Raw genomic sequence first — 25,511 nt, forward strand, 5'->3', positions numbered from 1 at the left:
AGTGGAAAATAAGTATTATAATTTTGATCCATCAGTAGATACGGATGAGCGCACGAACTTAGAAATTGAATTACTATTGGAAGCGGTATTTAAACTATCAGGATTTGATTTTCGCCAATATGCTCGCACATCTATTTATAGAAGAATTTGTAATAGAATGCAGCTCTCTAATATCCCTACCATTTCAAAATTAATTGAAAAAGTAATTCACGAGGAAGGGGTTTTAGAACAGTTATTAAATGATTTCTCGATTAATGTAACTGAGATGTTCCGTAACCCTGCCTTTTTTAAAGCGCTTAGAGAGCATGTTATTCCTGAATTAAAAAAGCAACCTGAAATTAGAATTTGGCATGCTGGATGCGCAACTGGTGAAGAAGTATTATCAATGTCCATCTTACTTCACGAAGAAGGATTAAGTGAAAAGTCGGTTATTTACGCAACAGATATGAATACAAATGTGTTAGAAAAAGCAAAACAAGCTATCCTCCCGTTAAATAAAATGCAAACTTATACGAAAAATTATTTACAAGCTGGCGGTACACAAGCATTTTCTAACTATTATTCAACAGATAATCGTTTTGCTTATTTTAATCCATCACTTTTACAAAACATTATTTTTGCACAGCATAATTTAGTAACCGATCAATCTTTTAACGAGTTTCATATTATACTTTGTCGTAACGTTTTAATTTACTTTACAAGTAAACTTCAAAATCAAGTGCAGCAACTATTTTATGAAAGCTTAGGTCACAATGGTTTTCTATGTTTAGGAAATAAAGAAACTCTTCGTTTTTCAAATATAATGCCGCATTATACCCAATTTAATCCTAGCGAACAAATTTATCAAAAAATACAATAAAAAGCGTATGAAATCCTCTGTTTGGATTTCATACGCTTTTTATTTCGCATTCGTTTGTATCATAATTAGACACATATCATCTGATTGCGCTTTCTTTTGTTCTTCCTTGTAAAACCCTTCTATCTCGCCTTCTAAATCTCCCCATTTTCTTTCTGTAAAAGTACGTAATTTCTCTTCAGCCTCAAATTCATCATTTGCAATTGCTTCAAGAACACCATCTGTAAACAATACGATTTGAGCGTTCTTCTCAAAAGGTATAACTGTCTTTTTAACTTTTATTTCATCAAAAAATCCTACCGCACAACTCCCGTGATTTAGTTCAAACATATTTGTTTCATCGACTAAAACGTATCCAGAAGGATGCCCTGCATTTACATATTCAATCGTTCTCTTTTCTGTATCTACTACTAAATATATCGCTGTAAAATAATATGGAATATCGTCATTCTCATTATGTAAAAGAGTCATATATTTATTTAAATCTTTAATGACAAGTTCTGGATCGATTAAAGATTTAATCGTTTCACGTAATACAGACGAAATAAACATACAAACTAATGAAGCAGATATACCATGTCCCATCACGTCTAATAATATAATACCGTAGCGGTTTTCATCGATTTTATACCAATAATACATATCTCCAGCTAATTTAAATGAAGGTAAGTAACTTGCTTCAATTTTTATATAATCTTCTCTTAATGGGCTACTTAATAAGTTTCTTTGTACTTGCGTAGCTAAATCTAGTTCATTCCGAAGATTTTCTTCTTGTTCTTTATGCCAATTTAATTCCGATTTCAAGCGTAACGCTACACGCATACGTGCTAATAGTTCAACTTTATTTATAGGTTTCGTAATATAATCCATTGCCCCCATATCAAGAGCTTCGGCCAACTTATTGGCATCCTCTAAAGCTGTAACAAAAATAATAGGAATATCTTTAAACTTCTCCTCTTTTTGTAATCGCCTACAAACTTCAAGTCCATCAATTTCAGGCATCATAATATCTAACAGTATTAAATCAATTTCATTATCCCTGGAAGAATCTTCTCCAAATTGAATGTATTCGAAAAGCTCTTGTGCAGAATTCAGCGATACAAGATCCTGATATCCGGCTTGCTTTAAAATTTTTTCAATTACAAAGATGTTAACCGGATTATCATCGACAATTAAAATGGACACAAGTTATTTCCCCTTTTCTTATTTAAAATGTAAATCTATTATCATTTTCTATTTTTCTAGTATTGCATACTCAGTTACAAAATGAAAATTTCCTACTCTAACATAATTTTTATACAGCAAAAGAACAAACCCCCAGAAATGAGAGTTTGTTCTTTCATTCTATAAATTTCCACTATTAATTTAATACCATTGCTTTGTCATTTAAAAGACGATCTAATTCTTCCATATGATTTGTTTCATCTGCAATCATATCTTCTAGTTTTACAACTAACTCTGTCATATTTAATTTCGCTGCCTGTTCTTTTCTCGTTTCATAACGCTTAATTGTCTCATATTCTGATTGTCTAGCGTATTCTAACATTTCTCTAACATCTTCTGCTTGTTTCACTCGTAAAGGGATTGTAGTAGGTGTACCACCTAACGTCTTAATTTTCTCCGCTAAATATAGGGCATGTCCTTGTTCATCACTAATTTCAGATTCAAAGAAAGGTTTTAACACTTGTCTATATATACCAGAAACTGTAGCTGCATTATGGTTATACATAATAATTGCTGAGTATTCTCCTGCTAAATCTTCATTCAATCCTTCGATTAGTTCTTTCACATCGTGTGACATTTTTATATCTCCTCCTATATTTAATAAGTACCCCTTTTCTCATGTTTTAAACATAATGATTTTAAATTTTTATGTATCTAAAAATGCTGCTTGCTTCAATTTACTTATCGCTTGTCTTTTAATACGAGAAACGTGCATTTGTGAAATACCTAACCGTTCCCCTGTATCTTTTTGATTTAAATTTTCTCCAAATATATAATGAATAACACTCTTTTCTGTGTCATTTAATACGTTGAAAATATCCTTTAAAACGAGACGCCTTTCTGCCTCTTCATATCCTTGCTCTACTTCACCTACAGATTCAATCCTCGCTACCGAACTGCCATCAGATGAATTTTCAACTACATCATCTAAGGAAGATACGCGATAATTATTTTTCGCATCCATAATTTCTAGCACTTCCTCTTCGGATAGTCCTAAATGATCTGCAATCTCTTTAATCTTCGGTGAACGCTGGAAACGATCTGTTAGCTCCTCTATCGCAAGTTTAATCTTCCCGCCTAAATCTTTAATTCGCCTTGGAACGTGAATACCCCAAGTTTTATCACGTAAATATTTCTTTATTTCGCCTACTATTGTAGGTATTGCAAACGGCTCAAAAGCATTCCCTATCGAATAATCATACCTTCTTATTGCGCCTAAGAGCCCTAACATCCCTACTTGTATAATATCCTCATGCATAGGCCCGCCTTTTGAATAGCGATATGCAATGGAGTATACAAGATTTTTATAGTGATTAACCAATCTTTCCTGTGCTTCATCACATTGGTTTTGTTGGAAGTCTGCAATTAGTTTAATAACGTCTTCTTTAGTAAGATTTGTAGGTTGAGATTGGATTTCCATCATTCTCCACCTGCTCTCTTTGTATATATTTTGTCATTAAAACTGTCATGCCCTCATCATGCATAATTTGTATATCATCCATTAACGTATTGATTAAATATAAACCTAAACCATTTTCCGGCAAATGTTCTACTGGTTTACTAATATCATACGGACCAACTTTCCTTTTTAAGCTATTAAAATCAAAGCTAACCCCATTATCCGCAGCCATAATTTCTAATCGATCTTCATATAGCCCGAAGACAATTGTAATTTCTCCAACGTCTTCTTTGTATGCATGTTGTACAATGTTTGTACAAGCTTCACTAATAGCAATTTTCATATCTTCTATATCGTCATAAGCAAAGCCCATTCGATTCGCAACACCAGCCATTGTTAAACGAATAATAGCCACATATTCTGCTTTTGCAGGAATTTTCATTTCTATCTTTTCAAATCTCTCCATCATCCCTAGTCACCTTCTTTCTACTTTTTCAAAATCGGAATTCAAATTTAATATTTCTGTTAGCCCTGTAATATCAAATAATCTTTTTAGCCTTTTAGACACACCAGTAAACTCTAGCTTCCCATCATTTTTCTTAACTGCTTTTAATAAAGCTATAAAAACTCCTAAGCCTGTACTATCCATATAATCTACGTTATGAAAATCTACTACAATATGAACCTCTTTTTCGCTTGTAATAGGCATTACCTTATTTTTTAAATCTGATGCCGTATACGCATCAATCTCACCATTAAGTTGTACCGTATAACCTACATCATTTTGCAAAATATTTATTGCCAAATTCATCATTTCCGCCCCCTTATCTCGAACTTTTACTATTTAATTACCCATAAAAATTAGTTTTAAACATATTTTTTTATTTTAATTATAAATAAATTTTCTACACCTTTCTCGGCTTAACACTTAAATCGTACTAATAAATGTTTAAAACTTATAATTTTGTGTATGTATAATGTATAAACATTATTTTTAGGGGGATCTATCTATGGAAGAGCACAACTTTAAAAAGGGAGATTTCGTTCAATTTTCTTATCGACACGATCATGCTACAAAATTAGTTGGTTCCATTATTAACATACTAACGAATACAATTGTAGTTGATATAAGTAATAGCGAGGACTTATCTCATATAGAACCAAGGCAAGTCGTAAGAATAAATAATTGTAAAAAGGTAACGATGGCTTAATACATAATAGAAAGTGTAATGTTAATGAGTGGGGGGTTCTTCATCCTCCACTCATTCCTATGTAAAATACATAAAAAAGCATCCAATTAAATTAATTTGGATGCTTTTTTATGTATTTTTATCAGTTCATTAACTTTATAACTATATATAATAAACTTAAGATTACTATTTATTATCATACTTACGCTTTCCGCAGCATTCTAGAGAAGAATGTAACGATTAAAATAAAGACGATTGCACCTAATAACGCTGGAAGAACAAAAATGCCTCCCCATTCAGGACCCCAATGACCAAATAACGCACTACCTACCCAAGATCCGATTAATCCGGCAATCACGTTACCAACTATACCTAACGGAAAGTCTTTTCCTGTAATCATTCCAGCTAACGCACCAATAAGTCCACCTACAATACACGTAATAATAAGTCCCACAATTAAACCTCCTATATTCGTTTTATATTGAATTCATCAAGCTTTAGTATGTAACTAAAGCTTGATGAACATATATTATTCTTTATTATCCAATTCATCACTTATCTTTTGTTTCACTTTTCCGACTTTTTCTTTTATCGTTCCCTTCGTTTTTTCCCACTTACCTTCATTTTTCAACTCTCTATCTTCTGTAACTTCACCAATTCCTTCTTTTACTTGTCCTTTTTTCTTTTCAACTTTACCTTTAACTTGTTCTTTTAGTCCGTTCTCACTCATATTTACAATCTCCTTTTCGTAATAGATTTATAGATTTAAAGGATACAAATTTAAATAGAATACATGCATCTTCTTTCTTGTAACCATTCACCGACTCTTTCTAAATCCTTAACGAATAACAAGATTTTCCCTTCATCCAGTTTTTCTTCATAAAAGTTCGCTTCTTCCTCATTAAGCCCTAACTCTTGCATTTTATTTCTTAACTGATCTCCTGTTTTTTGAAAGACGTTAATAATGCTTGTCCCAAGTCCCTCCTCTTTTATCCCAATTGTATTCACGTCTGCATTGTCCGCAATTCTATCTGTCCTATCTTTCTCATGCGTTAATACGTAAATATCTTTTTGGTCTATTCCTTTTTTCACGAGATCATTCGCCGCATTCATGACCTCTTTCTCCGTAATAAATTCATATACAAAAGGTTTACTATACTTCGTTTCCATCTTTAACTTCCTCCTTTAAAATGAATTATTTGTTATATTATATGTAGTACACCCATTTTCGAAATGTTAAACATAAAATATGAAAAAAGTTATGTGAATTTTAATTTTAATAGAGAATGAACATCATCATTTACCACTTTAAAACATCTTCTCCTTACAATAACCACCTAAATTAACAGAAAATTGTTATAATTAAACTTGAGGAGGGATACTATGAAAAAAATCATATCTATATGCGCTCTAACCGCTTTATCTTTCACTTTAATAGGTTGTACAAGTACCTCGGCTACAGATAAAGCTTCACAAGTTAAGCAAGAACATAAACAAAATACCTTTCAATTAAATTCTGCTAATATTACAGACATTGAAATACTGAAAACAACAAATCATACTACTTCCAAATCTCAAACAGACAACGAAAAAATGATACAATCTATCGTTTCAGCAGTCCAAAAAGGCACTCCTAAACAAATCACACTAGATCAAAAAAAGAGAGAATCTGCACATTCTACTATTACTGTTACATATAAAGATGACTCAAAAGAAGAATTTCTTGTGTGGGCTGATAATAAGGAGCAAATTACGATTGCTAAAGATGAGAAGAAAGATAAGGTAGAAGGTGTGATAGTGAATATTAAAGATGCTAAAATAATGAAGGATTTCTTTTAAAATTCTAATTAACGTTAAAAAAAAGTAGGATTACATCCTACTCTTTTTTAATCATGCTCAATAAATAGACCTTTATAAAATCTATTTAAGGTCTAATTTTGCTAAATCATGTTGTAAAACATTGTTTCCTTCTTGTGGGTTAAATATGATTGCACTAAGACCAAAAACATTCGTAACAACATCTCTATCTTTCGGACGAATGATTCTTACTTCATAAGCAAAAAGTGCTGGAGGAAGAGCTGCTGAACGAAAAGTAACATATCGATTAGGTGGCAATGTTTGTGTTGAAGGGTCTATTAATGGTAACAATACCGGAGAACCAGATGACCAATCAAACATTTCAACTGTTACTCTACGAGTATCATCTGGATCAACATTCATAGCTTCAACAGTAAGAAATAACGTAGCGGAATGTCTACGTAATACACCCGTTGACAAAGTTTCATTGTGATGTTTATGACATCTTCCAGGAGGATGACCATAGCCATAGCTCATATCAATTCCCCCTTTCATTTACAATTAAGGACAAGTATTCCTTATAATATATAATGCTAGTATTATTTTAATGAAAGGTATAAAAGCGGATTTCTATCTATATTATTAGATATTTTATTTTTCATTTATTCGCTCTTAAAGAATAAAATGAAACTTTAATCAGCCCCCACCAATCCGGGTCTTACTATCCGAAAAATAGCGGCATAAATCTATTTTAAAAAGGACCTGCTCCATTTATTCGTAAAAAGCATAAAGTAAATGGAATCCGTTAAAACACATGAGTGAACCTTTGTTTTTCTCCTCCTATTTAAAGGAGGAACTGTTATGGGCTTTGGTGGTAGTTGTGGCGGCTGTGGCTTCGCTGGAGGATTTGCTTTATTAGTTGTATTGTTTATTTTATTAATCATCGTTGGAGCTGCTTGCTTCTGCTAAAAACTATCGAAAGGACACTCACGTGAGTGTCCTTTCTTCATGAAAAAAGCCCTACGTAATGTGCAGAGGTTCAAGTGTAACGAATACTTTAAAAATGTAGTATTACATTCCCCCCTCCAAAATGAACTTCGATGCTATAAATTTCGTTTAAGTGCAATCTTAATATTTTAGTTTAATAGCAATATGGTGAAACTTTATTCCAAACAATATTGCTATTGCACCAAAGTAAAACAAACTGGACAACCTAGATTTCAAAAGGAAGACACCTTAAAGGTTGTCTTTTCTTCATAAGTAAAAAAAAGCCCGCCTATTTCCGTAGGCGGGCTTTATCTTTATTACACAATATGAAAGTATACTCTCTTTTTCTTTGAAATTTTATGTAATTATACATATTCATGAAAATAGAAGAAGTGAAATTGTACGTTTAGATACAGTTTGGCAACAAACTAACTGTTTTCTTGTGCATTAATAGACAACTACTGCAAGAGTTATAATTTTTATGTTTTCATTTCCTTTTTACATTTCTCTTTTAATTAGACGAATGCTTTTTTTAGTACATAATAAAAAATATCCAGAAAAACTGTCACAAAATCCGTTTTTCTGGTTTCTCTATAATACAGGTATCAAATTGAAAGTGAGGTTTAAACGAACATGTTAACCATAGAAAATGAAGAAAGTCATGCTTCTGATATGACCTTTGAAGATTTATTTAAGCAGTACTATGCTTACGCTGTGAAACAAATCATCTGGATTGTTAAAGATCAATCTATCGCTGAAGAGTTAGCACAAGAAGTATTTTTACAACTATATCGTAGTGATTGGAAAGGGATTGAAAACATACCTGGATGGTTGATTAAATCTTCTACTTATGTAGCCTATAACCATTTTCGATCTGAAAAAAGGCAGCAAGCGAAGATTGATAAAGAAATACAATACCATGAAGTACAAAATGTTTCATCATTAGACGATGATTGGATAAGAAAAGAAGAAATTACAAAGGTCCAAACGATACTAAATAAAATGAATGATCGAGAACGAACCCTTTTACTAATGAAATTCTCTGGTTTTCAATATAAAGAAATTGCAGAAGTACTTCAAATTGAAATATCTTCTATTGGAACATTATTGGTCCGAGCCAAAATGAAATTTCGCAAGATTTATAAACAAATGGAGGAGGCATAACAAATGAAATGTTATGATATCGGGTTTATTCAAACATATATTGATGGAGAACTTTCTCATGATATAAGAAAAGAATTCACAAAACACCTAGATACATGTGAAGCATGCCAAGATTTATTAATAGAAATTAGTAAATTAAATCAATGGGAAAACGTAATGCTAGATGAAGAATCTGCAAATTCACCACAAGAAATCAAAATTGATATAGAACAAGCATGGAAAACATTTGAAAGTCGTTCCAAGTTAGACAATGTTTCTAATATAAATCACAAAAAACAACAAAAGAAGGGACTCTTTACAAACATGAGTAAAAAATCAAAACGTTTTATTTATACAGCAGTAGCTGCAGCAGCACTTTTCACAACAGCAATGATTCCACAAGTACAAGTGGCGGCTACAAATGTTGCTTCCTATTTTTCTAATGCAATTACAAATGATAAAGTTGTAAATGAAGGAATAAAAGATGAAAATGGTATCACACAAGATATGATGAAGAATGGTAAATATATTCCTATTGATGAAAAAATTACAGATCAAGGTATTACTGTACATCTCAAAGAAGTATTTATCGCAGATTCACGTATATCAGTTCATTATAGAATGGAAAAAGCGGACGGAAGTTTAGTACCATTTGAATTTGATACATCAGGATTAAATCTTGAGAGTGATGGTAAAATTGATGGGCAACAAGAGGAAAACCCTGAGATTAAAAATGACGGGAGACTATCATTTATCCATGATTCAGATGATTATCTTCCTTTTGAACTTATGGCAGCAGGTAAAAAGTTAGATAAAATAGGCATTCGTGATAATGATAGACCTGAAGGTGTTGCTACATTTGTTATAACTACTGAAGAAAAAGACGTTTTTAAACAGCCTCTTACTTTAGATGTAAATATAACTAGAATTGGAAAAGTAATTGGATCTTGGAAAGCTCAAATTCCAATTGATACTTCACATTTGAAAAATAATACGAATTAACATGAAAAAAAGAATAGAACAATATGTATCTAATTCTCAGTTTATATGTTTCCTTGTTTTCGTTACATTTATTTCTTATATAGTTTTTATTTTATCTTTTATTTATGATTTAAGTTTATAACCTTAAATCAATCATTTAAAACCATTACAAGAAAAAGATCTCTAAAAAAGTGGGGAAATAAATAACCGATTTCTTAACATATAAGGAATCGGTTATTTTGTATTTAAAATGCGTCTAGACATACAATTTTCTTTTTTGATATAGTGACCTCCAATACATCATTGTCCTTCTCTAATCTCATATCTATTTTAAGAAGAGTCATTTACAAATTCAAAAAAACCCTCAAAGCAGCTACTTTAAGGGGATTTCTCCTATCATCTTCTCTCTTCATACAATCGATTTGCTTTATACGAGCAAACGAAAAACATACATGTCGCAACGGGGATAAATATCAAAAAAAGTCCTCTCATTAATGCAAATGGCGTTTCAAATAAGAATGACCATAGAAATGATTCACCTTGCTTATCCCATAATCCTGGGGTCAAGTATAGTTCTTTCGGATTTACAAAGGCTCCTAAATTCATTGTATTACTATACATAAATAAAAATAATATCGGCAAATAACAGATCGCTAATTCTAAAAATGTTTTAGATAGACGCTTATACTTTCCTGCTCGTGACATTGGATCTGAAAAAATGTCATCTTCACTTTCTTCATCTACCTTTTTAAAATATTGCGTACCTGACCACCGATTACCAGCTATATGCTCCCAACCACTATCTTCAAATAATGTGCAGTAATTAATAAAATCACTTTTTCTACTAAATACTCTATGGTCTATTTTAATCGTCGCATCTTCCGGTTCTGTATATCTAAATGTATAACCAAATGTATTGCTTTCTAGTTGATAGCCTTTCCAAGCCATCTCTTCTAACCATTTTTCCTCTTTCTCAAAGTCTAAAAAGAATTTTAATCTCCACATCATCGTTTCCTCCTAACTATACGTGTAATAAACTTTTTGTAACCGCAATAATGTGCTGCATTCTCATAAAATCTAAATGCAATACTTCTTTCCCGCGTTCCGTAATGACATACACTTTTCTTCTTTTATCTTCACTTTTTACCGATTCTATTAACCCTTGTTTTAATAAATTTTCCACCGCACCATACAATGTACCCGCTGCGATTTTCACTTGATGATTACTCAGTTCCTCCACCTTTTGCATAATTAAATATCCATGAGCTGGCTCTAATAAAGCTAAAAGAACGTAATACGTTGTTTCCGTTAATGGTAAATTTTTATCTCTATTCATAAAGACCTCCAATGTAACGATAACTATATAGCTAAACTATATAGTTAAACTGTATAGTTTAATTTTATACAGTCAGACTGTATATGTCAAATGTAGGAATAACTTTATAACCCAAAACAAAAACGCTACCTTTTTAAAAGATAGCGTTTTTGTTTTACCCTTGCTTATTCTTCGCCTTCATTTGCTCTTCAAGAGATTTTTTTCAGTTTCTAACACACTCATATCACTTTTCAACTTTTGCGTTTCTTCAAAATGTTCATCTACTAATTTATTATATTCTTTCTCAGAGTACATTTTTTCACTGGTTGATGTCGTTTTCTCTTTCGTAACAACTACATTAATAATTACAAATAAGGCTACAATTCCTATTAACACAGCGAAAATCTTCTTTTTATTCATGATTAATCCTCTAAAATGTAAAATTCCAAAAATTATCATAACAGACCAATTCGCTTTCACCTGTCATATTTTGTCGAATTAATATAATAAAAAAAGCATCTGAAACAGATGCTTTTTCTCATTCTTAATACGTAAACGTAATCGTCACTAAAGAATACCCTTCTTTCGCATTGTAAGGCTCCGCTTTATAAGAAACACGGTTGGACCCTTGCGGATAACCGATTTCCCCAATTGCATTTTTCACATCTTGCAGCGCACCGTTCATTGATTGCTTATAAAGTACTTCTATCTTTTCTGGCTTTGCACTATAACGCTGCTGCATTTTATTTTTTAATTCAGTATAGTTATTTGCAATATATTCATTTCCTAAATAGTTTAACTTTGTATCTTTTAATATTTGCTGATATGCAGACGTTTTCGTACTACCTGCCGCAATTTTATTTGTCAGTGTACTATAATAATTTGTTGTAGCTTGCGGATAGTCTCCACGGTTCCACTCATGATTTCTTGCGATTTGTTCATCTGATAAATTGAAATACGAATACGTTACGCGGCCCTGCTCATCTGGAACCGGATCATCGAATGTTGTATCAAGGTGATACCATTTGTTTTCGATTTTCACTAAATTCCAAGCATGAGGTTGTCCGTCCCCAGTTCCTGTCACGAAATGATTTTCAATTCCTGCTTCTTTTAATAATTGATAAGTTAATAGTGCGTAACCTTGGCAAACCGCAGAACGATTTACAAGTGCTTCATATGCTGTGTAAGCTTTATAAGACGTATCATAAGAAACATGCTTTACTACGTAATCATGAATCGCCTTCACTTTTTCGTGATCATCCATTCCAACTTGAGTGATAGAAGAAACGATTGCTTTCGCTTGTTTCATGACATATTCCGTCTGTTCTTTCGTTTCACGATATGTAATCTTAAGCGTAAACGTATAATTTCCAGGTGATCCAGAAAGTCCATATGAAACATTCGATCTATTATTATTTGTATACTCATTCTTACTTGCCACTTCTTTATATGCGTTAAAAAGTGTATTCATCACTTCGTCTGTATTATTATTTTTCGTTTTATATGGCAGTGTAATATTTGTCTCGTATGTATTAATACGCTTTTGTACTTCCTCTTTAAACGCTGTTAATAATGCCGCATCTCCTGTATCTTTCACATCAGCATTTTTATACTTCAAAGTTTTATATAAAAACTGCGCATACTGTTCACGTGTTACTGTGCCATACGGTTCAAAATTCCCGTTCCCTGTGCCATCTGCGATTCCATTTGACTGCACCGCACTAATTGCATTTTCTGCCCAAAATGGATTTGGAACATCCTTAAAGGTATGTTTTTGTTTTGCCGCAAGATGGAAAGCATTCGTAAGAATTTGTGCCATTTCTGCACGATTCACAGAAGCTTTCGGTCTAAATCGGCCATTTTCATCACCTTTAAAAACTCCTAAATTCGTTAAAGTTAATACCTCTTCTGGGAACATTGTAGAACTTTGATTAATATCACCGTAAGGATTTTTAAACGTAGACCCATCCTTTAATACGTAACGAGTTCCATCATTACTAAACGAGCCGCCTTGTTTATTTGGTACTAACACTCGATAAATTAAAGCCGCAACTTGCTCCCTTGTCGCAACATCTCCAAAACCAAATATCCCATTTCCATAACCGGAAATAATATTTTTACTCGCTAAATCTTTAATCGCAGGATATGACCAATGTGATGTCGGCACATCAGAAAAAACACCCACTTCAGCAGCTTTTACATCGCTGCCATTTGTATATAACAACGCACCACCAATAAGTGATAATGATGTAATTGATTTTAATAGTTTTGTATACATAATGTCTTCTCCCAATACGCTCTCTATTTTTGTTGGTTTATGTCGAAAAATCTAAAAATATGACAAAATATATTATACAATTAAAACTTTTTAAGGGATATATTAAATTTTAAAATATGCAAAAATTCATATTGTTATAAGGGTTCATAGTGATATTATGTTATTTTACTTGCGAATATATAAATAAAAAAACGCTCATCTGAGCGTTTCATCTATATACCTAATAATTACTTTTTTCTACACTTCGAACTCTTCTTCGGTAATAATCCTTTGATCTAACAACTCTTTATACTCCAATATTTCTTTAGCCCCACGACTCTCCATGCGTATATTGTATAACACTTTTTGTATTGACCTTTGATTGGTCCGTTGAAAGATTTACTCCATTTAGAAATAATTCTATTGAATTTTTCACCACTAGCCACAAAAATATCTTATAATCTTTATATAATAAACTACAGTATTAGGAGTAGATAAAATGCCAGTTACACTCGAACTTATTCTTTTCATTCTTATAGCAATTAGTGCTGTTGGCTATTTAATAAAAGAATTTCAAAAAACTAGGAAACGAACACTTGGAATTTCACTAGAATTTTTAGTTCTTTTCTGGTCAATATGGAGAATATCAACTCTCATAATCTAATTTATAAAACATGAATTCCTTCGAATGAAGTGAAACTCTAATCAGTGGGGGTTTTACGGGATAAATTTACCAGTATTTTCACCACAACATTCATGTTAAAATCCCTTGTGAGTACGACATAACTCGACCTTATGAAGCTCCGCAGCTTTTATCGCGGAGCTTTTTTTATTTAAATTAACGCTTTTGTTCACTTTTTTGATACATTTACGAAACATTCATATGTTACGTTATATAAGTCCTTTTTTAAATCATATTCATTCTAGCAAAAAGTCCTAGTCCCCCTAGGACTTTTTGCATTCAAATAATGAGTTGTCTTTTTTCTCAATAACCGAAGCTATTTAACGTGGTAAAATAATAATTGGACTGGCATCCAATACCATATTACAATGGAGCAAATCGCAAGAAGGCACCTTAGGGTGTCTTTTTTGTACATAAAAAAATCTTCCCATCTTATAGAAACGATAAGCCCTTTAAAACAATAATTGCAACTATATTAATTTTACATTACATTAAGGTTAGAGAATGTTCTTATTTTAATAAAGTGCTAAATAGTAGGTGGAAAAATGGAATTTAACGATTTGGGTATTACCATTAAAGAACTTAGAATCAAAAAAAATATATCACAATCCGAATTATGTCATGGAATATGTTCACAAAGTCAAATTAGCAAGATTGAAAAAGGTATGATTTATCCATCTAGTATATTGTTATATCAATTATCAGAAAGACTTGGTATTGATCCGAATAACATATTTGCACTAACTCAAAACAAAAGATTAAAATATGTAGAAAATGTAAAATATGTAATAAAAGATTGCTTAAAGCAAAAACAATATAAAGAACTTTATGAAATAGTAAAAAAAGAGAAAAACTTAAATAATTTTCAAACAAAAGATGAGAAACAATTTCTAATGTGGCATGAAGCAATTGCTATATTTATGGTGGATAAATCAATAAAAACTGCTTTAGATTTTTTAAATAATGCATTAAAACTGACTTTAACTAATTCTGATTTTTTATCAGAAAGAGAAATAGATATTATGCAAACAATGGCTATATTTTATGCAGAAAATAAAGAATATGAAAAAAGTATTAATATATTCAAAAGATGTTTAACTAATTTTAATAAATTAGATTTTCCTAGAGATAAAGAAATTAAATTAAAACTCATGTTAAATTTAGCAAAATGTTTCGACTTCACATATCAACATGAAGAGGCAATAAAGTACATTGATAAGGGTATCAAATTAGCAATTAATCTAAATACTTTATACCTATTAGGTGAACTATTCTATTTAAAAGGTCAGTGTTTATTAAAAATGAAACAACATAATGTAGAAGATGTTATTTATAACTGGAAAAAAGCATTATTTATATTTGAACTAACAGAAAAAGAATATTATACAAACGTGATACCAAATGAACTTATTGAATTACAAAATAAAAAACACTCATAATTTCGTAAAAACTACTTACAAAACCCACAGTAAAAATCCCTACAGCTTTTAAACTTAGATCGATAATATTAAAATTAATTTAAGCCGGCGGAAGGCACCTTTTGGTGTCTTTTCTTTATTTTTACAAGGACCTGTTCAATTAATTTTAAAAAACATAATAGGGGATATTGTTTTATTTATCTCATTTTCATTCATGCTATATGTAAAATTCGTTAATAAACCCACCTCAAATACTAGTTCCTTTTATAAGCTGTTTTTTTGATGTAGATGACATTATTCTCAATACAATAGAATGAATTATGGGAACATATTTAGCAATATATCAAAAAATAATATTAAGAAACCCCCTCCACCTTAAGGTAGAAGGGATCTTCTAATTTCTATTTCAAACTACCCGAAATTTCCCTAAAGGTACCCTAAGCGCATGTGTATCTGGATATCCTAAACTTCTTTCACCAACTACCACTCCTCTGCCGAACGATCTTTCACCGATAGATTGTATGCCGTGAATTGCTACTTGTAACATTTCAATTCAGATATACGACAGTAAAAAATACATCATCACAGTGTCAGCAAGCAAAAGTGTATTCTGCATTTCTGAAAACAGTAGATGGCAAATTGTGACCTACTGAATCTGCTAAGAAAGAATATACAAGAACATCCTTAACATCCTCTTTATTTCCACTAATGATGACATCAAGGAAATCTTCTACTTGAAATTCTGGAGTAAACAACACAATCTTAGTTGTTCTGTTTGGTTCTAAAGAAACAAAAGTACGAGAGATTTCAACTAATTCATTTTGAGTTGGGAAAAAGGTGTTTCGACTTCTCTTAACAGTTACCGTTACATTACTAGTATGGCAGCGTGAATCATTGTTTAACATAATGTTGAGAGCAGTTGGAATAATCCCATTTTCAGAAACTGGAACCCGAAACACTCCAGTAGATTTATGAGCCATATAATCAGATCCTTCCAAAATAAAATATATTTACAATATATTAAATGCAAAAAACGTTCATTTTGATAGGGACAAATTATGTAATTACTATATTTATAATAACCCTTGGTATTACTAAGCTAATGTTTTAACAGATTAACAAATAATTACCTCTGCAAATTAAAAAAATATCTACACTTTTTACAAACATTATTACAATTAGATAAACTAAAGCAATATCTCATTAACAAAGGGACTCCATAATTGGAGTCCCTTTGTTAATGAGATATTAAAAATGATCAGCATGTGAATATTGTATAATTTCTTCCTTTTTTAGAGCATGTTGTGTATCACCTGTATTGTTACTAAATGATAATACTATCACTAATCCTAACGTCGCTAATATAAGCTTCTTCATTATTTTAACGCCCCTTTGCTTAGTAGTTTTTGTTTCGCTTCGTAACATACATCGAAATAATCACTAACTTTTTCATGCTTATTCAATTTGCTGCGACAACATCATTTGATAAAAATCATTAAGTTATTGCATAACTGCTTCATGCATTAAAATATTTGTGCTCATATCACTAGGTCCTCCTCAACTACTTCTATTTACCTAAAAATTACCATAATTCTGTAAATTATATAATAGTTCAACCTCTAATTGTAAATCGATAAAAAACAACAGAATATTCTGAATCAAGAGAAGGGATTGGCTAACAAATGGTTACTGTATAAAAAATAAAAAACTTGTGATATTGCTTTTATCATATTTGATCTTATATATGGTTCTGTTACAAAGTTTGCTAAGTTAATATAAACTCTAGAAAAAATGAATAAAGATCACCACAGCTGAGCTATCTTTAATCCGTATAATAATATAAACATTCTATTAATTCATATTATTAATAAAGAAATACTTAAATATTCCATTTTTTCTAAAAGTGTATTATACTGTAAATTGCTGAGGGGCATATTTTAGTATTTTCTGGTAACTATTCAATTTGTTAGGTTGTTATTAGTATTACGGTAACGAAAACCTTATATTTCCCCTTGAAGATAAAGCATTAGCAGCAATTACATCGAGATATCATAATAATAATTATTTTCTTAACAATATCACGGAATTTTAATTCAGAAAATTCTAATCATTAACTAATATACAGTGCTAAATAAAATATTTAGACAATTGAAGTCCAACAACGATTAGAAGATATATATATTAGAAAAGGAATTTTGGGAGATCTTATCCTATATAACTAATACATATAGCGTTGTATCTTTAAATCAATAAATTTTTCGATAAGCTAGTTAATAGATTATTGAATTTAATCTTTTGATAGAGTTAAAAAAATCAACTTTATATTCTAATTTAGAAATTATTAGGTGGTGTCAGTAGTGTTTGAGTATCTTTTAGTTAAAGCTTTATTTACTATTTTCTTAATTAGCCTAATCGTGTTAATCAGTGTAATATGGACTAAAATAGAAAAAATTATGGACGAGACTGTATTTAAAAACGTTTCTGAAAAAACCAGATATGTAGGAACTATGATAATTGTTATGGTAGGAGAATTTGTTCTCATAGTCATTACTTCATTAAATTGGAAAGCTTCAATTATTGACACACTCTTTTTTGGTAGTATTATTTTGTTCTGCTGTATATGGCTAATACCTTATTTTGTTAATCAACAACAAAACGTCGCTAAAGTTATGGATAAGCATTTTAGTGGAGGGGTAGATTTAGGTGAAATTCAAGTTCATCGTGCGAAACTTTCTGCATTTAATTTAGGAAGTATTGTATTTTCTATAGTGGGAATTATTATACCTATTTGTTATTATTTTAAATACTTTTTATAACGGTTTATTGGTTCTGTTGGAAATTTTTTAAAGATATAGTAATAGGTGAGATTACAGATATTTATGTAGAAACAACTTAGATGTATAAGACAATCCATGTGAGCGAAAACAGTAAAATACCCTATAAGATCTCTTTTACTTGTATTAATTAAAAATGGTACTAATCCCCAAAACTTCCACCACTATGAGAGGTAAATGAAGGAAACCGATACAGCTTGTGCGTATGCAGTGCATTTTGGTCTGGGTCACAGTCTTTTAACGTGGTCGAACTACAGGGGGAGTAAGCATATTCCCGATGGATCCATTTCTATACCTCCATTATCTAGGGAAATCCCCCAGTATCCAAGACTAAATTTTACCCATACATCATTTTTTGATGTAGCTCTTGAAGATAAAAACTATTTAATTTTCAAGGAACAGTTATTAACTTAAAACTTATTATACAAGGAGGGTGTATCATGAAAAAAATATGCTTTGTATTAATTGTCGACGCTGGTATAAATTATGGTTCAATATTTTCTCTACCATTTTTAAGGAATCAGGATGATTTGAAGGAATATTTCTCTAAGTATTATAATGTTTCAATTAATTATATTAGGGATAAAAACTCAGTTGACTATTTGGTAGTTCCCAAACCGTGTCCAGCTTTTGATAATGAAAATAATCTTCCAATAATTGAAGTACCAGCAATCTTATTTATGGAAAAGAATTTTGAAAAAATAAAGACTTATATAGACAATTATTTTTCTAATAACTCATAAAGAAAATAAAAGTACAATAAAAAGAAGTCCGATAAAAAACGAGTGGTGTAGAATATTTCTATTAATCATTCGTTTTTTATTATATTTACATATATTTTTTAAAAGAGGATTATAGACGTTCTGAAAAAAATTAATTATAACAAGAACAGTGTTCGTGCTACTATCTACGGTTATTTTTTGTACTAAGTACCCCTTTAACTAACAAGACAACAAAAAATAATTAATATATTAAAGTGAATAATGTTACTATTTTTCAAACCTAATCTAGAAGACACCGGAATTCTTTCGGCTTCATATTCCTTCATCAGCTCAAAATCAGCCTGATTATTAACATCTAACTTTCGTAAATCTTACTTTTTATCTATTTGACGTATCATATTTGAAACCTTCAAGCTGAAGCTACTTTCTTGCACCTTTTCAAAACCAAATTTAGGATAAAATTCTAACACCGTATCATTCGCGAATAAGTATATAAAATCATAATTCTTCTCGTATTTTTTAATGATATGATTCATTAATTTAGTCGCTAAACCTTGATGTCTATAATCCGGATGTGTCATCACTGTACCCAATTGAATTGCTTTATATTCCTTACCGTTAGAGATTACATTCATTTTATTAATAGATGTATTTGCGATGACTTTATCTCCATCCACATAAGAATAGCAAATATAGTTATCATTCCAACAGCCCCTGTCATACCATCCTTTAAAATCCAATTCAAATACATGTTTTGCAAGGTCATTAAAGCTTTCCTTATATTTTTCATTTTGCTTGTAGTCACTAATTAATTGATATTCATTCATGATAAATCCTCCATTTTTTATTATATTTTCCTAAAAAGAGTGTATATTTCTTACAACAATCTACTACTAAGTTTTCGTTAATCACCGCCTTATAATAGGTGTAACGGCATAGAAACATGCTTCTGGAATCAAAAAACGACAAAAAAAAGACCACAAGAAGAAACATCTTCTCATGGTCAAATTTCTGTCTATTATAAATACACCTATCCCGAAAGAATAGATATCGTGAAATAACATGAAATTTTTTGATAAGATATAATGTCTTCTAACCGCTACTAGTAAAAGGGTATAACAAATAAAATCAAGGAATTATCCTTAATTTGACCTTTTACAGTATAAAATTCGTTTGAATTTTAATTAGCGATTAATAAGCTTCATCATATACAATCAAAACCTCTTTTCAATATAATTTCTTACTAAGAATATCTCCTTTGAAAACCGTTGTAAATGAAGACATAACAAAAAACAAGATTTATGTCCTTCTGTATCACCAAAATCGGTCGTTTTTGGTGATACAAAAAGACACATACTATTATTCTCGAAAACTACAGAAAAATCCCTCCGTCTTAAGACAGAGGGACTTTCTCATTCCTATTTCAAACTACCCGCAATCTCCGTAAAGATAACTCCAAGCGCATGTGCACCTGCATCAGGGTATCCTAAACTTCTTTCGCCAACTGTACCAGCGCGGCCCATGCGAGCTACGATTTCTTTCGTGTACTCTGCTCCTTTAACCGCTGCTTCTGCACCTTTTTCAAAGGCAGTTTTTACGTCTACTTCGTTTGAGGCGCTATCTAACCAAGAGTCTACACATGGAGCAAGTGCGTCAACAAGTGTTTTATCACCAACTACTGCTCCTCTACCGAATGATCTTTCACCGATAGATTGGATGCCTTGCAGTGCTGCTTGCAGTATTTCAGCGAATTCTTTTACTGTTAACTCGCGCTTCTCGCCTGCTGCTTTACTAGCAGCGCGGAATGCACCGCCCCAAATTGGACCAGAAGCTCCGCCGCAATGTTCCATAATAATCATAGAACAACCGTCAAGGAATGATCCGATCGTTACATTTTCTTGTTCTACAATCGAATGCCACTCACGTTTTAATTGTTTAAATCCTTTTGCAACACTCATTCCGAAGTCACCATCACCTGCATGCGTATCTAGCTCACAGAACGGTACTTCATTTTTAATGATAATATCGCTCATTTTATCAACGAGATAAATCATGTTGTTTAATGTAATGACATTATCTTTAATAACAGCGTGTTCTTCCGCCGTTTCTAGTTCAAATGAAACTTCCTTCTCTTCTGTTTCTTCAAGTACATTTACATACTCTACACTTTCAACTGGTCCATCTACTTTAAACGCTGGTGTGTTACATTCTTTCGATAGTAATGTTTTTAACTCATCATCTAACTTCATTACAGTTAAAGACATACCTGCCATATCGATACTCGTCATATAGTTGCCGACGAATACTCTATTAATTTTAATGTTTCTAGCAGCTAATTCTCGCGTCACTGCATTGTTAAATAAGTAAAGTTCCTGCAGTGGTGTTCCGCCAAAACCGTTAACTAGAAGTGCGATTTCCTCGCCATCTTTTACTCCTAAATCTTTTACAAGGTCATTTGTCATACGGTTCGCTAGTTCATCTGCTGACAACATTTTTTCACGCTTAATTCCTGGCTCGCCGTGAATACCTACGCCATATTCCATTTCATCTTCCGCAAGTGTGAAAGTAGGTGATCCGCTCGCTGGAACTGTACAAGACGTTAACGCTAAACCGATTGTGCGCACGTTAGCCGCTGCTTTTTCTGCGACAGCTTTCACCGCTCCTAAATCCATACCTGCTTCCGCTGCTGCGCCGGCAATTTTATGAACGAGAATAACGCCCGCAACGCCGCGGCGTCCTACTGTATATAGACTATCTTCTACCGCAATATCATCATCCACTTTTACGTAGTCGACTTCAATTCCATCTTCCGTCGCTAAATGTGCACCATTTTTAAAATTCATAATATCGCCGCTGTAATTTTTAATAATTAATAACGTACCTTTTTTACTCGCTGTTTCTTTAATTGCTTGATACACCTGAATTTGTGAAGGCGAAGCGAATACATCTCCGCACACCGCCGCATCTAACATTCCTTTTCCGACTAGTCCTGCATGCGCTGGCTCATGACCACTACCGCCGCCACTAATTAACGTTACTTTATTTTCGTTCATTTCTTTCTTCTTGATGACTTTATATTTTCTCAAAAGCTCAAGCTCTGGGTGAGCCATAACCATTCCGTTGCACATTTCCATTACTAATGTTTCTGGTTTGTTTATAATCTTTTTCATTGTGATTCTCCCTCAATTCCTTTAATATATTGTGATATATTTGAAATCTTCTTCTTACTATCCATGTTAAAATGAAAGCGTTTTATAGTAAACGGACAAAATGGACAATCTGTCTAAAGACACCGCTCTCATTTGTAGGTAGGATTTTCATATTACTAACATTCTAGGGATGATTCAGATGACCTCTTCTATAATTTCTAAAAAGATAATCGCGAATTCATTGAAGTATTTAATGGAAACAGAGTCGTTTCATAAAATATCAGTGAGCGATATTATGTTACACTGTCAAATGCGTAGGCAAACTTTTTATTATCATTTTAAAGATAAATTTGAACTATTAAGCTGGATTTATAGAGAAGAAACGAAAGAAAACATTATCGACTTTCTTGACTATGAAACGTGGGAAAATATTTTCGATTTATTATTTGATTACTTTTATGAAAATCAAAAATTTTACCGAAATGCTTTCAAAGTCATTGAACAAAACTCGTTTAATCACTATTTATTTGAGCATACGAAAAACTTATATATGAAGATTATTGATGAATTATCTGTGAGCTGTGGATTCAGCCTTTCTGATGAGACAAAAAATACGATTGCCTCCTTTTATAGTCACGGCTTCGTTGGCACGATAAAAGATTGGATTGAAAGCAAGTGCGAAGTAGATCCATCCATTATGTCTTCTCTCATGAAAAATATGATAAACAATCAATTACTACTATTACTGGAGCAATCAGCAAAGTAATTAAAGGGTGGCAAAGGCAATGAAAAAGATTATGAATGATGTACAACATATCGTTCAAGATATGATGCATGGCTTTTATTTTGAACATAACGACAAAGTGAATTACGACGAAACAAATAACATCATTTATGTAAAAGATATCGAGAAACTGAAGCAAAACGTTGTTATCATAAGTGGCGGTGGTAGCGGACATGAGCCTGCTGACATTGGGTATGTAGGAAAAGGTATGCTTACGGCGGCAGTAAACGGAAGTATTTTCACTCCGCCTACAGTGGAACAAATTGTCGCGGCAACTCGCCTCATGCCAAAAGATAGGAGTATTTTATTCATCATTAAAAACTTTAAAGATGACGTTGAGAACTTTCTAGCGGCTGAGCAGATCGCTAAAGAAGAAGGAAGAAAAATTGACCATATCATTGTAAATGACGACGTTTCAATTGAAGATGATGCTTCGTTTAATAAAAGAAGACGCGGCGTTGCTGGTACTGTTTTCATTCAAAAAATACTTGGTGCGGCTGCTCTTGAAGGTCATTCTTTAGAAGAACTAACAACAATTGGCCGTTCTGTTACAGAAAACTTACACACATTAGGAGTTGCTCTTTCACCTGCAAACGATCCAGTGAAAGGAAAAGCTTCATTCACATTAAATGACGATGAAGTGTTTTACGGCGTCGGCATTCACGGAGAAAAAGGATATCGTAAAGAAGCACTATCCTCTTCTGAAATATTAGCAATCGAACTAATGAACAAACTTAAAAGCATTTATCGCTGGAGAAAAGAAGACAACTTCGCTATCCTCATTAATGGACTCGGCGCAACTCCATTAATGGAACAATACATTTTCGCAAACGACATTCGCCGTTTGTGTGAACTTGAAGGATTGCAAGTCACATTCGTAAAGGTTGGTACACTGTTAACTTCTTTAGATATGAAAGGTGTTTCGCTCAGTTTGCTTAAGGTAGAAGATTTGGATTGGGTGAAGTGGTTGAAGGAAAGTACGGAAACTGCTAGTTGGTAATACAAATAAAGTGAAACTTTAATCAGCCCTCACCAATCGGGCTTTTACGGGCAGGCCGATCCTCACCTTGAAATAAACTTTTAGATAACTCAAAATAACAAGCAAAAAGTCCCTTCAAAGTTAAAGGGACTTTTTAGTATGTAGAAATTAGCCTAAACCTAAGATTACATCTCTTGAAAGGGGGCATTTTTATGTTATTCAGGTTTATTGAGGAGCTTTTGTTTGAAGCAACTTTAACCCCATACCAATAAAAATCAGTCCTGTTATCTTATTTAGAATCATTCCTACCTTTTGGTTTCCTCTTAATTTTTTTGTAACATATGAAGAGAAATAAGCAACAAATAAACACCATAATAGTCCAGTTACTGTAAAAGTAAGTCCTAAAATGATAAAAGGCATAGGACCTGAAGCCTTTGTATCTATAAATTGCGGAAGAAACGCAATAAAGAATAAAGAGACTTTTGGATTCGTAAGACTTGTTAAAAGCCCTTGTATATATATTTTTCTAATGTTCAATTTATTGGACGAGGCCTGGAAAGCTACATTCGTCTTATCAAGTATCATTTTAATCCCTAAATATACAAGATAGATAACACCTATAACCTTAATAGTGTTAAATAGCACAATGGATTTTGTAAGTATAATAGATAAACCAAAAGCAACCAACAACGTATGAACTAAAGAACCAGTAATAATACCAAAAACAGAATACACACCTGCTTTTCTACCTTGTGAAATACTTCTCCCCACAATGTACATGGTGTCTGCACCAGGAATTAAATTCAATAAAATTCCTGTTAGTAAAAACACTTCATAATTAATAATACCGTACATTTTAGCACCTCTATCTATTTTTTTGGTGCCCTTATTGATATTAAATTAAATAAACGAAAAAAGAAAGTATTTTCTATTTATTCAATAAAATTAGCGGATTTTTGAATCTACAAACGAAATCCAGCTATTTAAAAATTCAATTACTGAAGAATTCTGCCCTCAATATTACAGCAAATTCACATCAAAAATGTAAATCCTCATTTCCTTCGTATTTTCCCCTATTAAGTCTTTTTCTTATGAATAATTCTGCAACAATTAAATTAGGTACCCACGCTAACCAAGCAATAATAGCGTAACTAAGTTCAAAGCGCTCTATTCCAAATAGAACGATAAACAACGGTAGCCAAATTCTTAATGTAACTGCTCCAAAGGTTAAAGAATAATTTCTAATCATCCAATTCCGATGGTCTTTAATTTTTTTATTCTTAACTCTATTTAATGCTTGATATGCTGATGTTAGCCAAAATACAGATAACAAACCGAAACCTAGCTTCGCTACCAATCCTCCCGTAGCATAAAAAGATAGGTATAGTCCAGAAACGCCTCCTAATAATATACCAACCATATAGATTCTCCCAATTATTCGATGACGGTTGATATTCCTTTCTCTAAATCTAGTGGATAATGTAAAAGGACCAATTACTAATGCTACTATACTAGTTGTAATATGTATAAATAGCATCATATACCAGAACGCACTTAATTTAGATCCAAACATAAGCTTCACTTTTACAAGCCCTGTTTGAAATCCATCCATAATAAAATATTGGACAACAATATAACTAGCTACTAAAAATGCAAAACAAGTAACTACAAACCAAATTTTCCTGTTCAAATTTTACTGCCTCCTTATTACATTCACGAAAATTAGATTATATATTTCTTTTCATTCTCGGGAAAAATAGAAAAGCCTTCTTTACTCTCTTTAGCACATTGTTT

The 25,511-nt window shown here is 32.0% G+C and carries 29 protein-coding genes and 1 pseudogene; 11 read left to right on the top strand and 19 right to left on the bottom strand.

What is annotated here, in order from left to right:
* Position 1 precedes the first annotated feature (1 nt).
* A complete protein-coding gene (locus B9A45_RS24890; protein ID WP_000429042.1) occupies positions 2-859 on the top strand; it encodes a CheR family methyltransferase in 858 nt (285 codons plus the stop codon).
* Positions 860-898: 39 nt separating this feature from the next.
* On the opposite strand, the gene B9A45_RS24895 is transcribed toward B9A45_RS24890, so the two are convergent.
* The 5 genes from B9A45_RS24895 to B9A45_RS24915 all read right to left on the bottom strand — a co-directional run bounded on the left by B9A45_RS24895 (position 899) and on the right by B9A45_RS24915 (position 4,293).
* The gene (locus B9A45_RS24895; protein ID WP_053513642.1) at positions 899-2,041 is read right to left on the bottom strand and encodes a SpoIIE family protein phosphatase; all 1,143 of its coding nucleotides are present in this window, start codon (positions 2,039-2,041) and stop codon (positions 899-901) included.
* 175 nt (positions 2,042-2,216) lie between these two features.
* Positions 2,217-2,657 carry a ferritin-like domain-containing protein gene (locus tag B9A45_RS24900; protein WP_000017765.1) on the bottom strand — a complete coding sequence of 147 codons (441 nt, stop codon included), beginning with the start codon at positions 2,655-2,657 and terminating at the stop codon, positions 2,217-2,219.
* A gap of 69 nt (positions 2,658-2,726) precedes the next feature.
* Positions 2,727-3,503 (bottom strand): RNA polymerase sigma factor SigB, encoded by a 777-nt coding sequence (gene sigB / locus B9A45_RS24905; protein ID WP_002100806.1) that lies wholly within the window; start codon positions 3,501-3,503, stop codon positions 2,727-2,729.
* Complete coding sequence (rsbW, locus tag B9A45_RS24910) at positions 3,466-3,948, bottom strand: anti-sigma B factor RsbW (protein ID WP_000970579.1); 483 nt, start codon at positions 3,946-3,948, stop codon at positions 3,466-3,468. Before rsbW ends, sigB begins: the two co-directional genes overlap by 38 nt.
* 6 nt (positions 3,949-3,954) lie before the next feature.
* Complete coding sequence (locus B9A45_RS24915; RefSeq protein ID WP_002060869.1) at positions 3,955-4,293, bottom strand: STAS domain-containing protein; 339 nt, start codon at positions 4,291-4,293, stop codon at positions 3,955-3,957.
* A gap of 196 nt (positions 4,294-4,489) precedes the next feature.
* Here B9A45_RS24915 and B9A45_RS24920 point away from each other — a divergent pair, with 196 nt between their 5' ends.
* Positions 4,490-4,690 (top strand): hypothetical protein, encoded by a 201-nt coding sequence (locus B9A45_RS24920; protein WP_000391011.1) that lies wholly within the window; start codon positions 4,490-4,492, stop codon positions 4,688-4,690.
* A gap of 181 nt (positions 4,691-4,871) precedes the next feature.
* Here the strand turns inward: B9A45_RS24920 and B9A45_RS24925 are convergent, their stop codons facing one another.
* The 3 genes from B9A45_RS24925 to B9A45_RS24935 all read right to left on the bottom strand — a co-directional run bounded on the left by B9A45_RS24925 (position 4,872) and on the right by B9A45_RS24935 (position 5,839).
* A complete protein-coding gene (locus B9A45_RS24925) occupies positions 4,872-5,123 on the bottom strand; it encodes a GlsB/YeaQ/YmgE family stress response membrane protein (protein WP_000522903.1) in 252 nt (83 codons plus the stop codon).
* 75 nt (positions 5,124-5,198) lie between these two features.
* Positions 5,199-5,399, bottom strand: coding sequence for a CsbD family protein (locus B9A45_RS24930; protein WP_001293468.1), 201 nt, complete (start codon positions 5,397-5,399; stop codon positions 5,199-5,201).
* A gap of 50 nt (positions 5,400-5,449) precedes the next feature.
* On the bottom strand, positions 5,450-5,839 hold the full coding sequence (locus B9A45_RS24935) for a YflT domain-containing protein (RefSeq protein WP_000448802.1): 390 nt from the start codon (positions 5,837-5,839) through the stop codon (positions 5,450-5,452).
* Positions 5,840-6,052: 213 nt separating this feature from the next.
* On the opposite strand from B9A45_RS24935, the gene B9A45_RS24940 reads away from it, so the two are divergent.
* On the top strand, positions 6,053-6,508 hold the full coding sequence (locus tag B9A45_RS24940) for a hypothetical protein (protein WP_000720859.1): 456 nt from the start codon (positions 6,053-6,055) through the stop codon (positions 6,506-6,508).
* Positions 6,509-6,589: 81 nt separating this feature from the next.
* Here the strand turns inward: B9A45_RS24940 and B9A45_RS24945 are convergent, their stop codons facing one another.
* Entirely contained in the window at positions 6,590-7,003 is a 414-nt protein-coding gene (locus B9A45_RS24945) for a hypothetical protein (RefSeq protein ID WP_000120203.1), read from the bottom strand.
* Positions 7,004-7,327: 324 nt separating this feature from the next.
* Here B9A45_RS24945 and B9A45_RS24950 point away from each other — a divergent pair, with 324 nt between their 5' ends.
* From B9A45_RS24950 to B9A45_RS24960, 3 genes are all read left to right on the top strand, one after another.
* Complete coding sequence (locus B9A45_RS24950; protein ID WP_000505670.1) at positions 7,328-7,435, top strand: YjcZ family sporulation protein; 108 nt, start codon at positions 7,328-7,330, stop codon at positions 7,433-7,435.
* A 651-nt stretch (positions 7,436-8,086) separates the two neighbouring features.
* Complete coding sequence (locus B9A45_RS24955; protein ID WP_000955505.1) at positions 8,087-8,617, top strand: RNA polymerase sigma factor SigX; 531 nt, start codon at positions 8,087-8,089, stop codon at positions 8,615-8,617.
* 3 nt (positions 8,618-8,620) lie between these two features.
* Positions 8,621-9,598, top strand: coding sequence for a DUF4179 domain-containing protein (locus B9A45_RS24960; protein ID WP_000650408.1), 978 nt, complete (start codon positions 8,621-8,623; stop codon positions 9,596-9,598).
* A 375-nt stretch (positions 9,599-9,973) separates the two neighbouring features.
* Here B9A45_RS24960 and B9A45_RS24965 read toward each other — a convergent pair whose 3' ends face one another.
* From B9A45_RS24965 to B9A45_RS24980, 4 genes and pseudogenes are all read right to left on the bottom strand, one after another.
* On the bottom strand, positions 9,974-10,585 hold the full coding sequence (locus B9A45_RS24965; RefSeq protein ID WP_084065303.1) for a DUF2812 domain-containing protein: 612 nt from the start codon (positions 10,583-10,585) through the stop codon (positions 9,974-9,976).
* 13 nt (positions 10,586-10,598) lie between these two features.
* Complete coding sequence (locus B9A45_RS24970) at positions 10,599-10,913, bottom strand: PadR family transcriptional regulator (protein ID WP_001078063.1); 315 nt, start codon at positions 10,911-10,913, stop codon at positions 10,599-10,601.
* Positions 10,914-11,111: 198 nt separating this feature from the next.
* Positions 11,112-11,312, bottom strand: a pseudogene (locus tag B9A45_RS24975) (hypothetical protein); the annotation flags it as partial.
* A 124-nt stretch (positions 11,313-11,436) separates the two neighbouring features.
* Entirely contained in the window at positions 11,437-13,170 is a 1,734-nt protein-coding gene (locus B9A45_RS24980) for an S-layer homology domain-containing protein (protein ID WP_053513644.1), read from the bottom strand.
* Positions 13,171-14,376: 1,206 nt separating this feature from the next.
* Between B9A45_RS24980 and B9A45_RS24990 the strand changes: the two genes are divergently transcribed.
* Positions 14,377-15,270, top strand: a complete 894-nt coding sequence (locus B9A45_RS24990) for a helix-turn-helix domain-containing protein (protein ID WP_048567819.1) — start codon at positions 14,377-14,379, stop codon at positions 15,268-15,270.
* A gap of 569 nt (positions 15,271-15,839) precedes the next feature.
* Here B9A45_RS24990 and B9A45_RS25000 read toward each other — a convergent pair.
* Together B9A45_RS25000 and B9A45_RS32875 are read right to left on the bottom strand one after the other, a co-directional pair.
* The gene (locus tag B9A45_RS25000) at positions 15,840-16,229 is read right to left on the bottom strand and encodes a hypothetical protein (protein ID WP_000940662.1); all 390 of its coding nucleotides are present in this window, start codon (positions 16,227-16,229) and stop codon (positions 15,840-15,842) included.
* Positions 16,230-16,497: 268 nt separating this feature from the next.
* The gene (locus tag B9A45_RS32875) at positions 16,498-16,626 is read right to left on the bottom strand and encodes a hypothetical protein (protein WP_000733538.1); all 129 of its coding nucleotides are present in this window, start codon (positions 16,624-16,626) and stop codon (positions 16,498-16,500) included.
* Positions 16,627-17,606: 980 nt separating this feature from the next.
* Here B9A45_RS32875 and B9A45_RS25005 point away from each other — a divergent pair.
* A complete protein-coding gene (locus B9A45_RS25005; RefSeq protein ID WP_000464476.1) occupies positions 17,607-18,065 on the top strand; it encodes a hypothetical protein in 459 nt (152 codons plus the stop codon).
* Positions 18,066-18,523: 458 nt separating this feature from the next.
* Positions 18,524-18,826 (top strand): hypothetical protein, encoded by a 303-nt coding sequence (locus tag B9A45_RS25015; protein ID WP_016109376.1) that lies wholly within the window; start codon positions 18,524-18,526, stop codon positions 18,824-18,826.
* 350 nt (positions 18,827-19,176) lie between these two features.
* Here the strand turns inward: B9A45_RS25015 and B9A45_RS25020 are convergent, their stop codons facing one another.
* Both B9A45_RS25020 and dhaK read right to left on the bottom strand, forming a co-directional pair.
* The gene (locus tag B9A45_RS25020) at positions 19,177-19,632 is read right to left on the bottom strand and encodes a GNAT family N-acetyltransferase (RefSeq protein WP_076775411.1); all 456 of its coding nucleotides are present in this window, start codon (positions 19,630-19,632) and stop codon (positions 19,177-19,179) included.
* 591 nt (positions 19,633-20,223) lie between these two features.
* Positions 20,224-21,975, bottom strand: a complete 1,752-nt coding sequence (gene dhaK / locus B9A45_RS25025) for a dihydroxyacetone kinase subunit DhaK (protein ID WP_082682323.1) — start codon at positions 21,973-21,975, stop codon at positions 20,224-20,226.
* Positions 21,976-22,153: 178 nt separating this feature from the next.
* On the opposite strand from dhaK, the gene dhaS reads away from it, so the two are divergent.
* Both dhaS and dhaQ read left to right on the top strand, forming a co-directional pair.
* Positions 22,154-22,720 carry a dihydroxyacetone kinase transcriptional activator DhaS gene (gene dhaS / locus B9A45_RS25030; protein WP_000204220.1) on the top strand — a complete coding sequence of 189 codons (567 nt, stop codon included), beginning with the start codon at positions 22,154-22,156 and terminating at the stop codon, positions 22,718-22,720.
* A gap of 19 nt (positions 22,721-22,739) precedes the next feature.
* Complete coding sequence (dhaQ, locus tag B9A45_RS25035) at positions 22,740-23,738, top strand: DhaKLM operon coactivator DhaQ (protein ID WP_084065308.1); 999 nt, start codon at positions 22,740-22,742, stop codon at positions 23,736-23,738.
* 204 nt (positions 23,739-23,942) lie between these two features.
* Here dhaQ and B9A45_RS25040 read toward each other — a convergent pair whose 3' ends face one another.
* A complete protein-coding gene (locus tag B9A45_RS25040) occupies positions 23,943-24,572 on the bottom strand; it encodes a LysE family translocator (RefSeq protein ID WP_000274247.1) in 630 nt (209 codons plus the stop codon).
* Between the two features lie 181 nt (positions 24,573-24,753).
* The gene (locus tag B9A45_RS25045) at positions 24,754-25,407 is read right to left on the bottom strand and encodes a DUF2306 domain-containing protein (RefSeq protein WP_016109371.1); all 654 of its coding nucleotides are present in this window, start codon (positions 25,405-25,407) and stop codon (positions 24,754-24,756) included.
* Between the last annotated feature and the right edge of the window lie 104 nt (positions 25,408-25,511).

It is taken from the genome of Bacillus sp. JKS001846 (genome assembly GCF_900176455.1).
GTDB classification, from domain to species: domain Bacteria; phylum Bacillota; class Bacilli; order Bacillales; family Bacillaceae_G; genus Bacillus_A; species Bacillus_A cereus.